We start from the raw sequence: 15248 nt of genomic DNA, 5'->3' as shown, positions 1-15248 counted from the left end.
TCCTATGACCAGTTCCAGAAGCCTTGCGCGCCGGCGGAAGGAATCGGGCGTTCAAACGCCTTCGGCTCGATCATCGGCCAACCGTAGAGGCTATGGTCGAGACGATCGCTGTCCGCGATCGGCGTTCCCTTGAAGATGTCGAGCACGCTGCGGGGCTCGCCGATGATGACCGTGCCGAGCGCGACACTGAGCGGCGCGATCTCGCTGAGGTCAGCATCATTGCCTCTTGCCCGCAATGCTGCGCGAAGCCCTTCGACGATCGGGCGCGCGATCTTATCGTCGAGTCCGCTCTCGCCGTCGTCCATGCGGCGAAGGATGTCGTCGAGTTCTCCGAACGGCGGCCGGCGCGCGCTGGCATGGACGACGATGCGCCGACTGACGAGCTGGGCGAGGTAAGGCTTGTCGGTGAACTTCCATTTGCGGAACTCGAACGGCTTGGCGCCCAGGATGATCAGCGTTGCCCAGGGCTGATAGACGGTGAGCGCCTTGGTGCCGGCCGGGAGATCGAGCGCCTTGAGACCGGCTTCGGCCTGCTCGACGACGCGCTTGGCTTCGCGGTGATTGTCGCTGATGCGGCCGGTCGCGCGGAAGCTCGCATAGACCGCGGACTGAAGCGGCCTCGGCACCATCCGCCAATGACGCGGGCACATATAGAATTCGTTTCGTACTCTCGCGGCGCAGTTCTCGATCGGGCATTCGTGGCTCATGTCGCATCTTCCTCCTGACTGAAAGACGTGGGTGATGACGAAATGGATCGACGCCGCCGCGCCGATCCCAGCGAAGATGATCCAGACGGCCAGCCAGAGCGCCGACAGCACGTTGTTGCGGCGCTGGATGTGCAGCTGGCGTTCGCGCCCGTCGATGTGATCCTGCGCCGTCACGAACCCTTCTTCCTCTCGATGCCGAGAATCTTGCTCTTGATCTCCCAGGCCGTCTCTGCCGAGATGCCCTTGGCCTTCGCGACGGTCTCGACCGCTTCGGCCGCCTTGCTCTTCAGCTCGGTCTCGATCTTGCGGCGGCCGTCCGCGCTGATCTTCTTGGCCTGCTCGGCGGCGGCGAGAGCGCGCGCGGTCATCATCAGCATTTCTGCCGTAGAGCCGTCCGCGGTGAGCTCGCCGGCGTTGGTAAGCATCTCGGAGATCAGCATCTTGATGGATTCCGCTACCATCAGCGTGATCGAGCTATCGCCAGCCTCGTCCAGCTTCGGCGCGAGCACCGCAGCGAGATCGCGGGTCTCTTCCAGGCGCCGGCCAAGCAGCGAGATCCGCATGGCGGTCCGGTTGAAGGCCGAGCGCGAGATCGGCTCCGGCAACGGAGCGCTAGCGTCATGGGCAAGCGAGGCGGCTCTTAAACGGGCGTTGAACTGCTCCAGGATCTCAAGTTGCGAGAGCTTTCGCTCCTTGAGCTGCTCGAACGCCCAGACCTTGGCTTCATCCGCCCAGTCCGGCAGCTTGTCGATCTCCGCCAGCCGGCCGCGGCGCGCTTTTGCGTGGCTCGCCATCGGGCATTAGCCTTCCGGCAGGCTGGGACGCTTGATGCCCTCGATCAGGAGGCGCCGCTCGACATGCTCGGCACCCTTCGACGTCAGGGTGACGATCCAGGCCGTGCCGGCGGTCATCTTCGTCACCGCGCCCATTTCGACCAGCCAGTCGATCTCGATGCGAATCCAGTCGCGCGACTTGGCGATTGCGAACGATTCCAGCACCTCCTGGAGCATGCTGTCGCTCGACGAATAGTTCGCCTGGCCGTGCAGCTCGCGCAGGATGATCAGCCGCGCGTGTTCTCGAATGATGTCCTTGCCCATCAGCCCATTACCTTGTCGACCATGGCTTCCTGAATCCGATCGGCCATGGCGGCGATCGGTTTGACCCGCTCGGAGAGGCCGCGCACCTCGGTCTGCACGCCCGCGAGCAGCATCTCCAGACGGTGCGTCACGTCCTTGTCCGGCAGATGCTCGACCTCGGTTTCCAGCTTCGTGACGCGGTCTCGCACGGCGGCGGTCTCCGCCTGGACGGCGACCGTGCGAAGAAGTGCCTGCTCGCGGTCGTGCTTTTGCGTTTCCTCGATCGAAGCCAGACGCGCGTCGATCTTCTTCGATCGGCCGTTGAAAATCGGGTACAGGAAAGATGCTGCCGCTATTGCAATCGCAACCCACGGCGCCCAGTCATTCAAGTTCACGCTTCACTTCCCCTTTGCGAGCCGCTCGCGCTGTCGCTTCTGGCACTCGCGCGTTGCGTCGATGTTGTCATTGGCTTCGCCGAGCGCAGCGGCGTATTCGCCGGTCTTCTGCCACGGGTCGCTCTGCTCGGTGACGACGGGATCATCGACGTTGCGCGCCAGATCTTCGCAGGCGCGCGACAAGGCCACGCTTTGGTTTGGCCCTGACGGCGGCGGCGCTCTGTTTTCGACGCTGGAGGTCGTGCACCCACTCAACAACGCCAGGACGAGGAGGACAAACGGCGGCAGAAGGATCATTGCCAAACTTCTCCTGGTACTCACTGAGCCGCGCTTTCGTCTGAGCCGTGGTCGCATCGGCTGTCTTCTTCAGCTCGGCCGCATCGTCCGCGGCCTGTTTCTGGTTACCGAGTTGGAATTCCGTCCAGGCCAGGTCGCTCTTGACGCGCTCGATCTCGGCGCGCTGGTCGGCAGCGCGGTGGCCGATCAGGAAGATCAGCGCCGCAGCGCAGATCAGGCAGACGAGTTGCGCCGATCGGATAAACGGCGCCGTGATCGGAATGAACTTCTCGACGAAGGGCACGTGCGCCACCGCATAGGCAGCGATGGCGATGCCGGCGATGATGATCAGCGTGAGCGGCGCCGTCGCGACCTGCCAGAACAGCTCGGCCGAGAAGCCATTGATGGTGTCGACGACATCGAACACGCATTGCACCGGATTGAAGATGCCGCAGCTCATGCCGCAGCTCCCGCCGGCACCTCGGCAAGCACGTCGCCGTCAATCGCGCGGCGCGCCTTTTTGCTCTTGTAGTTCGCCCAGAAGGAATAGCCGAGCGCACCGAGCGAGGCCACAACACAGAGGATGACGATGGTGGTGTAGACCCTCGTGAGGATCTCGGACGAATAGGCTGCCGGGGCGATGGTATCACGTGCCTGCTCCAGCACCGCGGAGACGGTGCCGCCGCCAATGCTGGCCTTGACCGCGTCGTTGGCGTCGACGGCCGGCTGCGCCACGTCCGAGGCATAAGCCTTGGCATCGCCCCGATTGACATGCGCGGCAACCGGCTGCGGCCCGACAGAACCCGTCGCCCAGGCTTGGCCGATCTGCTTGAGGTTGGCGATGCGCTTCGACCAGCCGCCGCCGAAGTCGGCCCAGGTGTCGAGGTGCTGCACGAAGCCGAGGCGCCGCGCCAGAATGTCAGCGACGAGCTTGTCGTGGTTCGGATGGTTCTCGATCGCCGACAGCGTGGCCTCGCCGATATGCCCGTCGCAATCGTTCATGCGGAGCGCGCGCTGAAGCCAGAGCACGGCCTGGTGCGGGCCTGACATGATGCCGGAATCGAACATGACGACGTCAATGCCGGCCGGCAATTCGTCGCCGCGCACCGCGTCCCAATACTGGATCTTGTAGATCTCGTTGCGCTCGGCTTCCCAAGCAGGCGTGTAGCGCATCGCTTTGGTCAACGGCTGGATGCGGCGGCCCTTGCGCGTGCGGTAGCCGTCATAGACGCGCTGGATGATGCCCTCCAGCGTGACGCCGCCGGGATCGCGGGGATGGTTCGACCAACCGCCCTCGTAGGCCAGAATGATCGGCATGCTCTTCGGGAAGTTCTCTCTCATTCGAGCATCTTTCCGAGCTTCTCGATGATGACGTGCGCGCGGCCGGCATCGATCATGCGGAGCTGGCGTGCCGCGCCGCGCGAGAGGTCGATGTCGACGCCGGTGGATTTGGCCGGGCCGCGGTCATTGACGCGGCAGATCACATGCCGGCCGCGCCACCACACCCGCACGAGCGTGTCATAGGGATAGGTCCGGTGGGCACAGGTGAGATCGTCGGCGTCATAGGTCTCGCCGTTGGCCGTGTGACGGCCGCTCTCGTCGCCGTACCAGGTCGCGACGCCCTGATAGATCTCCGCATGCGCGGGCGCGGCCAAGATCGGCGCAAAGGCCAGCGCGAGGGCCACGCATGCCCGTGTCAAAGCTCGTTTGAATGAAGGTTGAAGCAAGCTGGCCCCCGGCTGAGGGGCGCAGAATCCCGGAATTTCTCGAAATTCCCGACCCTGACAGGTGTCAGGCCGGTGATGATGCGGGAGCTTACTGTCGCACAGGTCGCGAGATTGTCAAAACAGCTTGCCCTGCTTGTCGTTCTTGCGCTGCTGATGTCGCGCACGATGGCGATGCACGGTGCGTTGTGTCAGGCCCAGCTGCTGAGCGATCTCTGTGGACGATTTGCCATCTCGATCGAGCTTATGCACTCGCTCGGCAACCGAACGGACGAATTGCCGGTAGGTTCCACCCACGTGCAACGGAATATCGATGCGCTGGCCGCGGCCGTCGACCTCGAAGTGCGCGCAGATCTTCGCGGCGAGATCGTGCCCGACGCACTCGACGAGCCACTGCGCTTTATGCAGGAACTTCGTGCTGGGAAAATAGACGCGCTGCCCGCCGCGCCTGGCAGAGATCATCAGGGCAGCGGTTTCACCCGCCACCTCTGCGATCTCCGCTAGCACGCCGGGGAGCTTCTCGGTCATGCCCGCGGCCTGATCCGTTTCGGCTTCATTGCCGGGGTCAGCACGGTAACCACGACGCCTTTGACGACGACGTAATGGAAGCCGTCCGCGGCGATCGTCATATCGCGCTGGCCGAGCTGCTCGGCGGCGCCGGCGGCGCGGTTCAGCGATTCGGCCAGGTGCCGACGCAGGCCTTCGACATCGAGGCCGCCGACGCGCTCGATGAAGCGGAGCAGTGCATGGTCGCAAACGCGCAGCGGCCGGGCCATGGCTCACCTCACCGAGCGCCAGAGCGCGCCAGGCGCCGCGCTGGCAAATGCCGCGATATTGCGCCTTGGCCCCACGCTGGCGGGCTGCAGCGAACGGAATCGATGCGCCGCGCAATATGGCTGGTCGGGATCATCCGGCTTCGGCGCGCCGCAGAAGAAGAAATCGGCACTCCGCGGATCTCCGACCGGCCAATGACAGCAGCCGTTGTCGAGCTGCTCCAGCGTACGACGCTGCGCCATCGGGATCTGCGCATCCACGATGGGCGGCGGAGCTTCCTTCGGCTCCTTCGGCATAGCTTTGACTCGCACCATCGGCCCGCGCTCATGCACGCGCCGGCGCTTTCGCGGCTTGCGCTGCTGGCGGATGCCGGTGCACTGCTCGGTCGAGCCGAGCGGGAGCTTGCGCTGCGGATCGACAGCCTCGCTGCGGTGGACCTTGCCGATCACGGCGTTCCGGCTGACGCCGCCGATCTCGGCCGCGACTTCCCGCGCCGACAGGCCACTGTTGAAGAGCGCGATGGCAACCCGCGTGCGCGTCGCCGTCCATCCTTTTTCGAGCCGGGCCTGGTCGAGGTCGCCGCCGTCGATGAGCCGGGACTTCAGCCCGATCGCTTCCGGGGTGATGCGGGCCATCATGTTCATTCCTGCTCTCCCGTCTGCTGGCTCTTTCGCGCCAGCGCGCCGCGTAGCTTGTTGCCGAGCGCCTTCTGGACCTCGTCGTAATGGTGCGCCTCCATCGTGCCCCACTGGTTGTGGCGCACGATACGGCCGGCGTAGTGCTGGAGACCTTCCATCGGATCGACAGCCTGACCGATCGCCTCCACGGCGCCGATCGCGATCAGCTTGCGCCATTGCGCGTCGAGCACGGCGCGCTTGTTGGCGATGACGTCGGCGCGATCGGTGGGCCAATCGACGCCGGCGGTGCGCTCCAGCCATGACTTCAGACCCTCGATCGCACTCGTGGCGGCCCGCGCGTCCTTGAGGAAGCGGACGTGCGAGACGTCGGTCTGACGCTCCAGGAAGGACAGCATCGCGCGGTCGGTGCGGTCGCGCACGATGCCGAGATCGTGGCCGGCGATCCAGAGTGCGCGGAGCTTGCCGCCGATCGGACTGTCGAGACCGGCGATGGCGCCGCGAATGCCGGCCTCGCCGACGGTGCTGCGCAGATCCTCGATCACGCGGCCGGCCTCGCTGGTCGTCAGCTCCTTGGCGGACCGCTTGCCGGTCCGCTTGTGCAGGAAGTCGCGGTAGGTATCGTCGTCGAACTTCGCCTTGGCTTTCAGCACGTGGATGGTCGAGATCATCGACGTGGTCGCGAGATGGGCAGACAAGGGCATGGGTACTCTCTCCTGTTAAACGGTGGTCGAAAGCTCACGCCGCGACCTGGCCGTCGGCTTCGTCGAGGAAAAGCGCGACCGCATCGGCCACGACGTCTTGCGGGGTCTCGCCGGTACTGGTGCAGTAGCGGCGCAGGGCGGCATCGAGCGCGAGGGGCAGCTGGTAGCCGCCTGTGCGCGGGCTCGCTTTTTCAAGCACGGTGATGGAGCGCGCACGTCCGGGAATAAACGTGACCCAGCCGCGCTCCTGCAAGGCGCGCAGAACCTCGGTGACGCGACCGGTGGATTTGAAGCCGAACATCTTTGCGATCTCCCTATAGCTTGGCGGTTGGTTGTGCTGCGCGATGTGACGCTCGATCCCTTCGAGGATCTCGCGCTGGGCCGTTGTCAGGCCAATGCGGATCGGCGCGGTGCTCATGCCGCAGACTCCGACAGCTCGGCGCCAAACGGCTCGACCTCGAACATCTCGCCGCCCTTCGGGATCGACACGCCGGCGATGGCGCGAGCGAGATCAGGATTCTTCAGCATCGCCTCGCGGTCGATCTCGACCTTGACGCGCAGGAAATTGTCGAAGGCCGCCGCTGTCGAGGTGTCCTTCTTCTCGATCGCCTCAACCCTTTTCTGATTGATTAGATCGATCACGGCTTCCTCGCCGCCGCTGATTTTCACCTTCGGCGGATTGTAACGCCACCTCACGGTGCCGGTGCCGAAGTCGACCGTCTTGGTGCCGCTGTTGCCGAGCAGCTGCTCGCGGTTAGCCGCGCAGTACGTGTGGAGGCCCTTGTAGATGTCCTCTGCCTTCTTCATGAAGGGCGCGGCAAGATCCTCGGCGGCCTTCTTTTCCTTGGCCAAGGTCTGTTTTAACTCCGCTTCAATTCGCAGCACTTCGATCGCCGCGGCGCCGTACTCGGCGATCATCGCCGCCGCTTCGTCGCGGTTCTGCGGGATGCGGACATCGGCTGCCGCGGCTTTAGCTTTCACCATGGTGGTTCACTCCTGACGGGTTGGGACTGTGGGCGGGGAACGGCCGAAGCCGAGCGCCTCCAATGCGGCGCCGACGACGGCAATCTTTTCGCGGGTCTCGCGGAGCAGCTCGGCGCGGGCATTGCTGCCCTTCGGCTGGTCGTCCATGAGATCGGCGGTCTTGAACATGTCGTAGGTGCGATCGGCGATGTCGCGCAGTCGCAGCAGGAAGGCCGCCATGGCGATGATGTCGACGGTCGAGGCCTGCATCGCGAAGCGCTGCTTGGCCTGGTGCGAGGAGTGCCCGACGATGGACTCGGCCACCGCTTCCGGGTTGACGGCGGAGATCTGCGCGGCGAGTCTGGTCTCGACGAGCTCGGCGGCGCTGGTCATGATGCGCCTCCGTCCGTCGTGGGCCGGGCGAGCATGCCGGCGATGATCCTGTCGAGGCGCACCTTGGTGAGCGAGACGACCTTCGGATCAATGCCGCCGCCGATGTCGATCGGGACGACGTTGGACGGCGGCAGTTGCGACTGCTGCTCGGCCTTCACAGCCGCCTCGAACGTATCGTTGGCGATGCCCAGCTCCATCAGGCCGACTTCGGCCATGACGGCGCGCAGCTCGCGCTTGAACTCGGCAGCCTCATAGGTCGTCATCGGCACGCGGCCGCTGATCATCGCATCGAAGCGGGCGTAGAGGTCTTGCAGCTTGCGAGTGGTGCCCATCATCGCGCACCGCCGTCGGGAATGCGCGAGTTCGGGCATTTCGGCACGCCGAGGCCGCGGCAACTGCGGTAGCAGCGGCCGGCCGCCTCGGAGGTCGGGTGCTGCTTCCGCTGCAAGTCCAGGCACTGGTCGCGGCCGATCTCACCGTAGACCGGGCATACGACGGTCGCGCCGAGAAGTAGGCCGTGAACTTTCCCCTCAATGCGGCCGACATCACCACCGTACTTCTTCGAGAGAACGGACGAGATCGCGGCCTGCGAGTACTCCAGCCTGATGGCGATACCTTTGAGCTTGATGCGGTCAGCCTCTTCCGCAAGAGCCTTGATCCAATCGGGCAACGGCTCGCCCCATGCCTTCTTGGCCTTGGCGAGGAAGGTTTCCGGATGCCTCACGACATCACCTCCTTCGCGACCGGAGAGGAGCCCATGAACTTCTTCAGGTTCGGGTCCCACACCGTCTTGCCATTGATCTCTTTCAGGCTCGGCGGTAGCGGCCCGGTGTTCATCCCCGGCTTCAGTCGCCAGACTTTCGCATGGCGGCCTTTGCTGGGCTTCACGGCCACGAGATAGCCGGCCGCCTCCAGGAAGCGAACGAAGCGTGCGACTGTCGCAAGCTTCTGTGGAATCTCGTCAGTCGCAGCGAAAAAGGTGAGGTCTCGGATCGTGAAGGGTGAACCGCGACGGATCACGATCCATAGATTTTGTTGCGCTGTGCCGGTTACGATGCTGCCATCGCGGCGCAGGCGCGGCGCCTCCCGCGGCATCTTCAGCAATCGGTAGAGCGGTGTCGGATACTTGCCGGGGATCTTGGGCGACCTGGTCGAGACCGGCTCCGCGAAGCCGGCCCTGACCAGCGCAGTCAAATACTTGCTGATGCACTTGACCGAAACGTTGCTCTCACCGTCGACGTCGGCGACGGTGAAGCAGCCCTGCGCTGCGTTGAGGCGCAGCATGATCTCCCAGAAGCCTTCGAAGCCGCGCGGCACGCGGACCGGGAGACTTGCGCTGTGATAGTGCTCGCGCTGCATGGTTCACACCACTTTCAGCGGCTGCTGCGTGGGGAACTGCTGAATGTTGCGGTGAGCTGGCGGCTTACCAGTGTAGAATGCTTCGCCACCCCAGAGCCGGAGGTCGAGCGTCTTATGGCCGTGATTGCGCGCAAACTCGGCGGCAGCGTCGAGGTTGATCACGATGCGCCTGGCGCGGCCGCCGGACCGCTGCCGGATCACGTCGAGTAGATCATCCCTGATATCGACCTTCGGCACGAAGGCCTTGGCGAGCACGCGGGTGTCGTCGAGGTCGCAGGGCTGCGCGGGAAACCAGTGCAGCACGTTGTTGTGCATGCGCTCGACCTGGAGAAGCTTGTTCGGCAGTTGCTCCTCTCCGACCAGGATGACGGCCATGCCGGCGCGCTTCTGCAATTCGCGCAGGATATCGATCATGTTCTTGTCGACGAGCTTATCTGCCTCGTCGACAATCAGAGGCCGCGATGGGTCCGCGCCGAGCGCAGCTTTCGCCTTCTCTGCAAGATCCGAGGTGCTCCAGCTTTTGCGAAAAGTTTCGCCACACTCTCTGAGGATCTCTCGCAGCAGCGTCTGGCGATTCCAGGTTTCGCCCGCTTCGATCATTCGCGCCCTGACTTTCATCTGCGCGAACTGCGCACAGCAGCTCTTGCCGAAGCCGGAGGGGCCGTGGCAGACGCCGAACCCGGGGAGGTGCGGCGCACGTTCGATCAGCCGCATCGTCATCGTCATGAACGAGGCGACGTTCTTGAGCGCAACCGGGCTTTGGGGAGCAAAGGTGGTCATGGAGTCCTGACTTTCCATTGTTGGATCGGGCGACGCCCGAACTGGGTTTAAGAAGACGAGGCAACCTCGTCTGGTGATGCGATCTCGTCGCCGTAGGTGACGAGGAAGCCGCGGTACACAGAGCCTTCGCGGAAGTGGCCGAGCCAGAGCAGCTCGTCGGGCTCGACGAATTCTTTCGCAGCGATGCGCGCTTCGAGCGCGCGGGCACGATTCCAGAGTTGACGTTCGGTCTCGACCGGGCGCAGCTGCTGCACGTTGTTCTGCGATGGAGGTTCGGACCGGAGAGCTTCGGCAATCGCGGCGATCTCCGGCGCGTGCGTCGCCTCGATCGGCGTGGTGGCCGCGCTCGCTGCCGCCAGCGCCGGCGTATCGTGTGCTTCGACCGGCTTGGGAAACTCGATCAGCTTGCCATTGCCGGCGGCGAGCAGCGCCTGGCGCTGGATGGCCGGCGCAAAATCCTTGGCTTTGATCCTGCGCGCGGCCTTCTTCACCTCGGCCATGCTGTCGTTGATCACGCGCTTCTGCTCGGCCCGGGCGCGCGAGATCGCCTCGGCCGGATCGACGCCGGCAAGCTCCGGCGCGATGGCCTCGCCCAGATAAGTGTCGCCGTCCTCGGTGTAGACATAGGCGCGGCCCATGTCGGCGGGGTCCATGCGCACGAACACGGTCTCGCCGACGTCGAGGAAGCCGCCGATGTAATGGGTGTCGTTGATGCGCAGGCCGGTCTTGGTCACCGTGCGCAGGCCGTTCTTGCCGGCGACCGGCGCGAGCAGCATGTCGAGGGCGCGGACATCCTCGATCTTGCGGATGCCGCCCACCGCCATTGCGGCCATCTCGAACGGCGTGCGGCCCTTGAGGCTCGCGTGCGGCTTGGTGCCGTAGACGTCGCGGCACCAGGTGTCGAGGTGGGCTTGCAGCTCGGCGGCCGACAGCGCGACCTGGAAGGTGTCCTCCGGCGCTTCGCCGAGCCGGGCCGAGAACGCCTTGCGGTTCTCGATCACCTTGCGGTCGGCGACGCTGTGGCCGATGAAGCCCGGCAGCGTGCGCATCAGATCGCGTTGCAGCGTGCCGATCGCGCGCTCGACATGGCCCTTCTGCTCCGGGCTGAACGGCGCCGACGTCTCGTGGTCGATGCCGAGCGCGGCGAACAGCCGGCGCGTCGCATGCGCGATGAAGTCGCTGCCGTTGTCGGTCTTGATCCGCTCTGGCACGCCCCAGAGCAGGATCGCCTTGCGGATCAGGAGCCCGACGGCTTCGGCGCGCGGGGTCGAGGTGACCAGCGCGACCAGGCGGCGCGAATAGATGTCCTCGCAGACATAGATGGCCTGGCGCCGTCCTTCGGTCGTCATCACGTCCGCCGGCGAGGCGTCGATCTGCCAGATCTCGTTGAGGCGCGAGGCCGGGTTCGCGACGCGCGCGGAGAAGCGCATCGTGCTCTTGAAATTGTCGGGGTTGCGGATCTGCTCCAGCGCGACGCGGTAGGTGGCTTTCCAGCTATTCAAGGCCGCTTGAAACGTGCGGATCGGCGGCAGCTGGACGACCTTGTCGCCGATCTTCAGTTCCGGGAAGGCATCGGCGACGATGCTGCGAATGTGGTGGGCCGTGAGCTGCGGCTGCTTGGCGACCAGGGCGAGGATGTGCGTGCGCACCTGGCCGTCATTGGCGCGATCGAGCACGCCGGTGCCGCGGCGGGCGGCGCCGCGGTCGACGCCGAGCCTGGACTTGTGGCCGGCATTCGCGGCCGCACGCCAGCGCGCCAGCGTGCGCGGGTGCAGGTTCTTGACCTCGTCCCTGATCCACGGTGCGATGTCGAGGCCACCGGTGTTGTAGAGGTCGCAGAGGTGCCGGTCGGCGCGCTTGTGGCCGATGCCGGCCTCGCGCGCGATGCGGTCGGCCTGGCCGAGCAACGCGAGGCGCGCATCGCGTGCGTTGGCGGCGCCACCTGTGACGGAAGCCGCCTCCGGCTCGGCCGCCGCCTCGCGGGCCATCGCCGCCGGGATCTCCACCGCCTCGATGTGCTTGGCGACATAAGCTGCGCGCGCTTCGGCCGGCAGGGAGTCGAGCGCGTATTCCAGCCCGCCGCCGCGGCCAGCGCGGGGACGTGATTGCCAGCCCTTCTTCTCGGCCATGCGCTTGATCGCACGCTCGGCCGTGGACAGGCCCGGCAACTGTGCGTTGGCGATCTCAGCGGCTGACAAAAACATCTTCACAGTCCGTCTTCCCCCGTGCCCAATTCTGGGCAAGCCCCACGCCCGCGCGTTCAGCGCGAGCGGTCCTCGTTGTGATGCTTTGAAATGGAACCTATTCGGCCTAATCTCTGCCCTGGACGGGAGGCGCGCATGGATCTCGACAAGGTTTGGCTATGGTATGCCGGCCAGCGGCTCGGGCACGAACCATCGATTGACGATGCCGAAGACGTCTCGCCAGGTGCTGCGCAGGGCCTGATTTGGGACTTCAATGCGCTGTTCGAGGAACGCGCAGCGGAGATCCGGGCGAGTGCACCGGATGAAGGTGATGGCGCGGATGGTGCGTTGGCGATGCTCGCGGTAAACGATAGTCTCGACCACTGGAGCGGGTTGACGCTGCCGGTGCTGCGCGTGCTGTACGATCGGCATACGCACGCGGTTGTCCGCCTGGAAATGGCACGGCAGGCAGGCGTTAAGGCGATCATGTCGATTCCTCGCGGAATGGATCATCGGTCTCGGGCACGAACGGTTTGGCTTCGGCTAATGCTCGGGGCGGCCAGCGCTCGCCTGAGCTGATCGCATCACCGATGACGGCTTCGAGCCGGACGACTTCGAGAGGATCGACGGTGAAGTCCGTGTGTGGCGCGTCCCAGCGATCGTCATAAACGAAGCTCAAGCCGGCGAGGCTTCGGCGGGCGGCTGCGATATCGAGTTTGCTCACGCGCGTGCCTCCGGCGTACGGCTCTCTCACTTGCTGGCCCTCCATTGTGCGTCTGCTTTTCCGATCCGGTCATTGAGGAGATCGGCAAGCTCCTCCTTGCGGACCTCGCGTTCGAGCAGCGGCTCGTAGCGCGCTTCGATCGCAACGAACGGCGTGCCTTCGAGCGCGGCGTTGAGCACGCGCGCATCGCCGGTCACCATCGCCAGTGCGATCAGGCGATGCGCGGGGATGTTGTTCTTCAGGTTGGCCTCGGACGAATACTGGTAGAGCGTGCCCGGCGTGACGCTTTCGTCGAGGAAGGCGGCCATGCCGGCGGCGATCTGCTCGCGCGACTGGCCGGAATCCTTGATCGCGGCGGCGACGGCCTGCGAGATGCGGCTCGCCACCCTCGGCGAGCGCACGCGCTCGGCCTCGAAGCGATCGACGACCGGCGGAAGCTGGACTTCGCGGCGCCGGGTCACAGCCACTCCTCCGGCATCTCCATGACGATCCAGGGATTGGCCGTGCTCGACGTCCGCAGCGCGACGTTGAGATTGAGGACCGCGCACATGACGGTGGCGACGCCGCGGTCGTCGTAGGTCTTGGCCTGGTCGGGCTGGCCTGTCGTGACAGGAGAGACCAACTTCAGCGGCGCCGAGCTGTCTGCGAAGCGCTGGAAGAAGCGCGGCTGGCGATCCATCAGGCGGGCGCAGGCGTATTGCGTCATGGCCGCACCGTCGCGATCGAAACGGCATGCTGCACACGAACAACGCCGGCGCGACGCCCGTCATGCGCATGGCCTGCGATCAGCACGAGGCCGGCGGCGGTGAGCACGGCGACCGCGATCAGGCTGCGGAGGGCAAGGGATGTGCGCGCGCTCATTCGCAGAACCCCTGCATGCGGGCCAGCACGCGCGGCATGATCAGCGTGTAGGCGGTGCCGTCTTCGTTCGCGCCGATCGCGATGCCGTCATAGGCGAGCGCGTGCTCGCGGCCGGAAGCCAGGTCGCGCACGACGAGGCCGAAGCGGCTGACCTCGACGAGGTCGACGGTGAACCAGACATTGGCGTCGGGATTGGTCGGCTTCGATGGCGCGTGGCTCATGATGCCCTCCGCGTCGACTCAAGCCGCGCGCGCGTTTCTGAGTCTCGCTGTGCGCTGCAAACCGTAGAAGTACGGGCGCCGGAGACATGGTTTTGGAGTACCGGATGGCCCGCAGACCCGAAGAAAAGCCCATCGTCCCAGGCGAGCCCGCGGCGCACGGCCTCGGCACGTATCCTTTCGAGATTGGTGAGAGACGGCTCGTGCGTGCCCTTTTCCCAACGCGAGACGGTCGGCTGCTCGACACCGGCGATCTCGGCCATCTCGATTTGCGTGATGCGGAAGATCGCGCTGCGGATGTGCTTCATTCGCGCAGCGCGGGACCGGCTGGCCTCTCGCCTGGCTTCGGATGCGGAGATCGTCGGTGAATTCATGCCGCCCTCCGCTTTTGAGATGCCGAAGCAGAGGGGATTTTCCGGATGCGACGACCGGAATGATCGAACCAGGAAGGCCAAAGCTCGTGGAGGGGCACACCAATGGCTTCCGCGATGATGAGATTGCATCCGCGGCTCGGCTTCAGAAGTGCAGCCGACATCGACGAACGCCCCTTGCCATTGGCGCGGGCTAACGCTTCAAGTGTGAAGCCCCGTTTCCGAACGGCAGCGATAATGTCTGCTCGGTGCCATCCTGGCACGGAGTTGAACTTGTCGGTCGATTTTCGGGGCACGGCGGTTGTTTCTTCGGGCGAAAGCCAAGGAAGTTTGACGATAATGGCACAAAAATCGGGCGCGTCAACCGATAAATCGGTCGCGCGACTATCTGCAGCTGAAAAGGACGACGAGGAACCGGCGCCGGGGGCAGATCCGTTTCGCCTGCCTGATGGTCGCCGAATGAGCATCGGCGATCGGTTTCAATACGTCCTGCGGCTTCTTCCTGTCGAAATGCGGGAGGGCTTGGGGCGCAACGAAAAGACGCTTCGTACCTGGAAGGATGCCAGTGACATGTCGCTCGATGTCATCTTCGCGCTCTGCGCAAAGACCGGCACTCCGGTCAGTTGGATTATTGAGGGACGGGTAACGATGGGGGCGGCAAGAGAGATGGCGGAGTCATTTGCCTACGTGCCGCGCCTCTATGTTGAAGCGAGTGCAGGCAACGGCCTTGTGTCTCCAGAAATGTCCGATGACGCCGACGTTGTTGCGTTTCGTTCGGCGTGGTTGCGTAAATTGGGGATCAATCCGCGCTATGCGCGAGCCATGTTCGCTCGCGGAGACAGCATGTGGCCAACAATCAACGACGGCGATCTGCTGTTGGTCGATGAGTCAATCACATCTGTCGTCGATGACGGCATCTACATCATCGTTTCGCAGGGTGCCGTTCGGGTGAAGCGGCTGCAAGTCCGACGGGACGGATCGATTTTGCTCAAGAGCGATAACACGGCTTATGAGCCGGAGGTGGTGCCCGCTAGCGAAATCGAGGATCTAAGAGTTGCTGCGCGTGTGCGCTGGTATGGTCGGGCGATCTAGATTGAAGACGATG

The 15248-nt window shown here is 64.7% G+C and carries 28 protein-coding genes; 2 read left to right on the top strand and 26 right to left on the bottom strand.

From position 1 onward, the window contains the following. Window positions 1-2: 2 nt before the first annotated feature. From HYH08_RS01890 to HYH08_RS01795, 20 genes are all read right to left on the bottom strand, one after another. Complete coding sequence (locus tag HYH08_RS01890) at window positions 3-881, bottom strand: ASCH domain-containing protein (protein ID WP_220008035.1); 879 nt, start codon at window positions 879-881, stop codon at window positions 3-5. Continuing rightward, window positions 878-1501, bottom strand: coding sequence for a phage protein Gp27 family protein (locus tag HYH08_RS01885; RefSeq protein WP_220008034.1), 624 nt, complete (start codon window positions 1499-1501; stop codon window positions 878-880). Before HYH08_RS01885 ends, HYH08_RS01890 begins: the two co-directional genes overlap by 4 nt. Window positions 1502-1507: 6 nt before the next feature. Further along, window positions 1508-1804, bottom strand: a complete 297-nt coding sequence (locus HYH08_RS01880) for a VpaChn25_0724 family phage protein (RefSeq protein WP_220008033.1) — start codon at window positions 1802-1804, stop codon at window positions 1508-1510. Then, window positions 1804-2172 carry a DUF2730 family protein gene (locus HYH08_RS01875; protein ID WP_220008032.1) on the bottom strand — a complete coding sequence of 123 codons (369 nt, stop codon included), beginning with the start codon at window positions 2170-2172 and terminating at the stop codon, window positions 1804-1806. Before HYH08_RS01875 ends, HYH08_RS01880 begins: the two co-directional genes overlap by 1 nt. Before the next feature lie 9 nt (window positions 2173-2181). After that, on the bottom strand, window positions 2182-2361 hold the full coding sequence (locus HYH08_RS01870) for a hypothetical protein (protein WP_220008031.1): 180 nt from the start codon (window positions 2359-2361) through the stop codon (window positions 2182-2184). Further along, window positions 2321-2881, bottom strand: coding sequence for a hypothetical protein (locus HYH08_RS01865; protein WP_220008030.1), 561 nt, complete (start codon window positions 2879-2881; stop codon window positions 2321-2323). Before HYH08_RS01865 ends, HYH08_RS01870 begins: the two co-directional genes overlap by 41 nt. A gap of 29 nt (window positions 2882-2910) precedes the next feature. Further along, the gene (locus tag HYH08_RS01860; protein WP_220008029.1) at window positions 2911-3795 is read right to left on the bottom strand and encodes a glycoside hydrolase family 108 protein; all 885 of its coding nucleotides are present in this window, start codon (window positions 3793-3795) and stop codon (window positions 2911-2913) included. Next, window positions 3792-4139 carry a septal ring lytic transglycosylase RlpA family protein gene (locus HYH08_RS01855; protein WP_349631390.1) on the bottom strand — a complete coding sequence of 116 codons (348 nt, stop codon included), beginning with the start codon at window positions 4137-4139 and terminating at the stop codon, window positions 3792-3794. The genes HYH08_RS01860 and HYH08_RS01855 overlap by 4 nt, the downstream gene beginning before the upstream one ends. Window positions 4140-4295: 156 nt before the next feature. Next, entirely contained in the window at window positions 4296-4706 is a 411-nt protein-coding gene (locus HYH08_RS01850; protein WP_220008027.1) for a LuxR C-terminal-related transcriptional regulator, read from the bottom strand. Continuing rightward, entirely contained in the window at window positions 4703-4954 is a 252-nt protein-coding gene (locus HYH08_RS01845) for a hypothetical protein (RefSeq protein WP_220008026.1), read from the bottom strand. Before HYH08_RS01845 ends, HYH08_RS01850 begins: the two co-directional genes overlap by 4 nt. A gap of 3 nt (window positions 4955-4957) precedes the next feature. Then, on the bottom strand, window positions 4958-5596 hold the full coding sequence (locus HYH08_RS01840) for a GcrA family cell cycle regulator (protein ID WP_220008025.1): 639 nt from the start codon (window positions 5594-5596) through the stop codon (window positions 4958-4960). After that, window positions 5593-6291 carry a regulatory protein GemA gene (locus HYH08_RS01835; RefSeq protein WP_220008024.1) on the bottom strand — a complete coding sequence of 233 codons (699 nt, stop codon included), beginning with the start codon at window positions 6289-6291 and terminating at the stop codon, window positions 5593-5595. The genes HYH08_RS01840 and HYH08_RS01835 overlap by 4 nt, the downstream gene beginning before the upstream one ends. A 34-nt stretch (window positions 6292-6325) precedes the next feature. Then, on the bottom strand, window positions 6326-6709 hold the full coding sequence (locus HYH08_RS01830) for a LexA family protein (protein WP_220008023.1): 384 nt from the start codon (window positions 6707-6709) through the stop codon (window positions 6326-6328). Next, window positions 6706-7275 carry a host-nuclease inhibitor Gam family protein gene (locus HYH08_RS01825; protein ID WP_220008022.1) on the bottom strand — a complete coding sequence of 190 codons (570 nt, stop codon included), beginning with the start codon at window positions 7273-7275 and terminating at the stop codon, window positions 6706-6708. Before HYH08_RS01825 ends, HYH08_RS01830 begins: the two co-directional genes overlap by 4 nt. 6 nt (window positions 7276-7281) lie before the next feature. Next, window positions 7282-7647: a hypothetical protein gene (locus HYH08_RS01820; protein WP_220008021.1), complete on the bottom strand. Its 366-nt coding sequence runs from the start codon at window positions 7645-7647 to the stop codon at window positions 7282-7284. Beyond that, the gene (locus HYH08_RS01815; RefSeq protein WP_220008020.1) at window positions 7644-7982 is read right to left on the bottom strand and encodes a hypothetical protein; all 339 of its coding nucleotides are present in this window, start codon (window positions 7980-7982) and stop codon (window positions 7644-7646) included. Before HYH08_RS01815 ends, HYH08_RS01820 begins: the two co-directional genes overlap by 4 nt. Then, window positions 7979-8371 carry a transcriptional regulator gene (locus HYH08_RS01810; RefSeq protein ID WP_220008019.1) on the bottom strand — a complete coding sequence of 131 codons (393 nt, stop codon included), beginning with the start codon at window positions 8369-8371 and terminating at the stop codon, window positions 7979-7981. The genes HYH08_RS01815 and HYH08_RS01810 overlap by 4 nt, the downstream gene beginning before the upstream one ends. Further along, the gene (locus HYH08_RS01805) at window positions 8368-9006 is read right to left on the bottom strand and encodes a hypothetical protein (RefSeq protein WP_220008018.1); all 639 of its coding nucleotides are present in this window, start codon (window positions 9004-9006) and stop codon (window positions 8368-8370) included. The genes HYH08_RS01810 and HYH08_RS01805 overlap by 4 nt, the downstream gene beginning before the upstream one ends. Before the next feature lie 3 nt (window positions 9007-9009). Continuing rightward, window positions 9010-9786, bottom strand: coding sequence for an AAA family ATPase (locus HYH08_RS01800; protein WP_220008017.1), 777 nt, complete (start codon window positions 9784-9786; stop codon window positions 9010-9012). A 47-nt stretch (window positions 9787-9833) separates the two neighbouring features. Then, window positions 9834-11990 (bottom strand): TnsB C-terminal domain-containing protein, encoded by a 2157-nt coding sequence (locus tag HYH08_RS01795; protein WP_220008016.1) that lies wholly within the window; start codon window positions 11988-11990, stop codon window positions 9834-9836. 135 nt (window positions 11991-12125) lie between these two features. Between HYH08_RS01795 and HYH08_RS01790 the strand changes: the two genes are divergently transcribed. Next, window positions 12126-12548 (top strand): hypothetical protein, encoded by a 423-nt coding sequence (locus HYH08_RS01790; RefSeq protein ID WP_220008015.1) that lies wholly within the window; start codon window positions 12126-12128, stop codon window positions 12546-12548. A 171-nt stretch (window positions 12549-12719) separates the two neighbouring features. On the opposite strand, the gene HYH08_RS01785 is transcribed toward HYH08_RS01790, so the two are convergent. Genes HYH08_RS01785 through HYH08_RS37850 form a run of 6 tightly spaced genes read right to left on the bottom strand, consistent with a single transcriptional unit; the run spans window position 12720 to window position 14406 of the window. Then, a complete protein-coding gene (locus tag HYH08_RS01785) occupies window positions 12720-13160 on the bottom strand; it encodes a hypothetical protein (protein ID WP_220008014.1) in 441 nt (146 codons plus the stop codon). Beyond that, a complete protein-coding gene (locus HYH08_RS01780) occupies window positions 13151-13399 on the bottom strand; it encodes a hypothetical protein (protein ID WP_220008013.1) in 249 nt (82 codons plus the stop codon). Before HYH08_RS01780 ends, HYH08_RS01785 begins: the two co-directional genes overlap by 10 nt. Then, entirely contained in the window at window positions 13396-13554 is a 159-nt protein-coding gene (locus tag HYH08_RS01775) for a hypothetical protein (RefSeq protein ID WP_220008012.1), read from the bottom strand. The genes HYH08_RS01780 and HYH08_RS01775 overlap by 4 nt, the downstream gene beginning before the upstream one ends. Beyond that, entirely contained in the window at window positions 13551-13775 is a 225-nt protein-coding gene (locus HYH08_RS01770; protein WP_220008011.1) for a hypothetical protein, read from the bottom strand. The genes HYH08_RS01775 and HYH08_RS01770 overlap by 4 nt, the downstream gene beginning before the upstream one ends. Next, on the bottom strand, window positions 13772-14146 hold the full coding sequence (locus HYH08_RS01765; protein ID WP_220008010.1) for a helix-turn-helix domain-containing protein: 375 nt from the start codon (window positions 14144-14146) through the stop codon (window positions 13772-13774). Before HYH08_RS01765 ends, HYH08_RS01770 begins: the two co-directional genes overlap by 4 nt. Next, window positions 14143-14406 carry a helix-turn-helix domain-containing protein gene (locus HYH08_RS37850; RefSeq protein WP_502787389.1) on the bottom strand — a complete coding sequence of 88 codons (264 nt, stop codon included), beginning with the start codon at window positions 14404-14406 and terminating at the stop codon, window positions 14143-14145. Before HYH08_RS37850 ends, HYH08_RS01765 begins: the two co-directional genes overlap by 4 nt. A gap of 10 nt (window positions 14407-14416) precedes the next feature. Between HYH08_RS37850 and HYH08_RS37350 the strand changes: the two genes are divergently transcribed. Next, a complete protein-coding gene (locus HYH08_RS37350) occupies window positions 14417-15235 on the top strand; it encodes a S24 family peptidase (protein ID WP_228747460.1) in 819 nt (272 codons plus the stop codon). The last annotated feature ends 13 nt before the right edge of the window (window positions 15236-15248 follow it).

The sequence above is a fragment of the Bradyrhizobium sp. BR 10289 genome (assembly GCF_019455385.1).
Lineage (GTDB): Bacteria > Pseudomonadota > Alphaproteobacteria > Rhizobiales > Xanthobacteraceae > Bradyrhizobium.
Note: the sequence above shows the minus strand (reverse complement) of the source record. Positions and strands in the feature narration are given on the sequence as shown.

Excerpts from the sequence above, each read along its gene's own strand:
- HYH08_RS01880 (WP_220008033.1), bottom strand. The coding sequence starts at position 1,804 with ATGGGCAAGGACATCATTCGAGAACACGCGCGGCTGATCATCCTGCGC.
- HYH08_RS01815 (WP_220008020.1), bottom strand. The coding sequence starts at position 7,982 with ATGATGGGCACCACTCGCAAGCTGCAAGACCTCTACGCCCGCTTCGAT.
- HYH08_RS01790 (WP_220008015.1), top strand. The coding sequence starts at position 12,126 with ATGGATCTCGACAAGGTTTGGCTATGGTATGCCGGCCAGCGGCTCGGG.
- HYH08_RS01775 (WP_220008012.1), bottom strand. The coding sequence starts at position 13,554 with ATGAGCGCGCGCACATCCCTTGCCCTCCGCAGCCTGATCGCGGTCGCC.
- HYH08_RS01795 (WP_220008016.1), bottom strand. The coding sequence starts at position 11,990 with ATGTTTTTGTCAGCCGCTGAGATCGCCAACGCACAGTTGCCGGGCCTG.
- HYH08_RS01840 (WP_220008025.1), bottom strand. The coding sequence starts at position 5,596 with ATGAACATGATGGCCCGCATCACCCCGGAAGCGATCGGGCTGAAGTCC.
- HYH08_RS01860 (WP_220008029.1), bottom strand. The coding sequence starts at position 3,795 with ATGAGAGAGAACTTCCCGAAGAGCATGCCGATCATTCTGGCCTACGAG.
- HYH08_RS01850 (WP_220008027.1), bottom strand. The coding sequence starts at position 4,706 with ATGACCGAGAAGCTCCCCGGCGTGCTAGCGGAGATCGCAGAGGTGGCG.
- HYH08_RS01845 (WP_220008026.1), bottom strand. The coding sequence starts at position 4,954 with ATGGCCCGGCCGCTGCGCGTTTGCGACCATGCACTGCTCCGCTTCATC.
- HYH08_RS01820 (WP_220008021.1), bottom strand. The coding sequence starts at position 7,647 with ATGACCAGCGCCGCCGAGCTCGTCGAGACCAGACTCGCCGCGCAGATC.
- HYH08_RS01765 (WP_220008010.1), bottom strand. The coding sequence starts at position 14,146 with ATGAATTCACCGACGATCTCCGCATCCGAAGCCAGGCGAGAGGCCAGC.
- HYH08_RS01830 (WP_220008023.1), bottom strand. The coding sequence starts at position 6,709 with ATGAGCACCGCGCCGATCCGCATTGGCCTGACAACGGCCCAGCGCGAG.
- HYH08_RS01800 (WP_220008017.1), bottom strand. The coding sequence starts at position 9,786 with ATGACCACCTTTGCTCCCCAAAGCCCGGTTGCGCTCAAGAACGTCGCC.
- HYH08_RS01835 (WP_220008024.1), bottom strand. The coding sequence starts at position 6,291 with ATGCCCTTGTCTGCCCATCTCGCGACCACGTCGATGATCTCGACCATC.
- HYH08_RS01825 (WP_220008022.1), bottom strand. The coding sequence starts at position 7,275 with ATGGTGAAAGCTAAAGCCGCGGCAGCCGATGTCCGCATCCCGCAGAAC.
- HYH08_RS01805 (WP_220008018.1), bottom strand. The coding sequence starts at position 9,006 with ATGCAGCGCGAGCACTATCACAGCGCAAGTCTCCCGGTCCGCGTGCCG.
- HYH08_RS01770 (WP_220008011.1), bottom strand. The coding sequence starts at position 13,775 with ATGAGCCACGCGCCATCGAAGCCGACCAATCCCGACGCCAATGTCTGG.
- HYH08_RS01885 (WP_220008034.1), bottom strand. The coding sequence starts at position 1,501 with ATGGCGAGCCACGCAAAAGCGCGCCGCGGCCGGCTGGCGGAGATCGAC.
- HYH08_RS01780 (WP_220008013.1), bottom strand. The coding sequence starts at position 13,399 with ATGACGCAATACGCCTGCGCCCGCCTGATGGATCGCCAGCCGCGCTTC.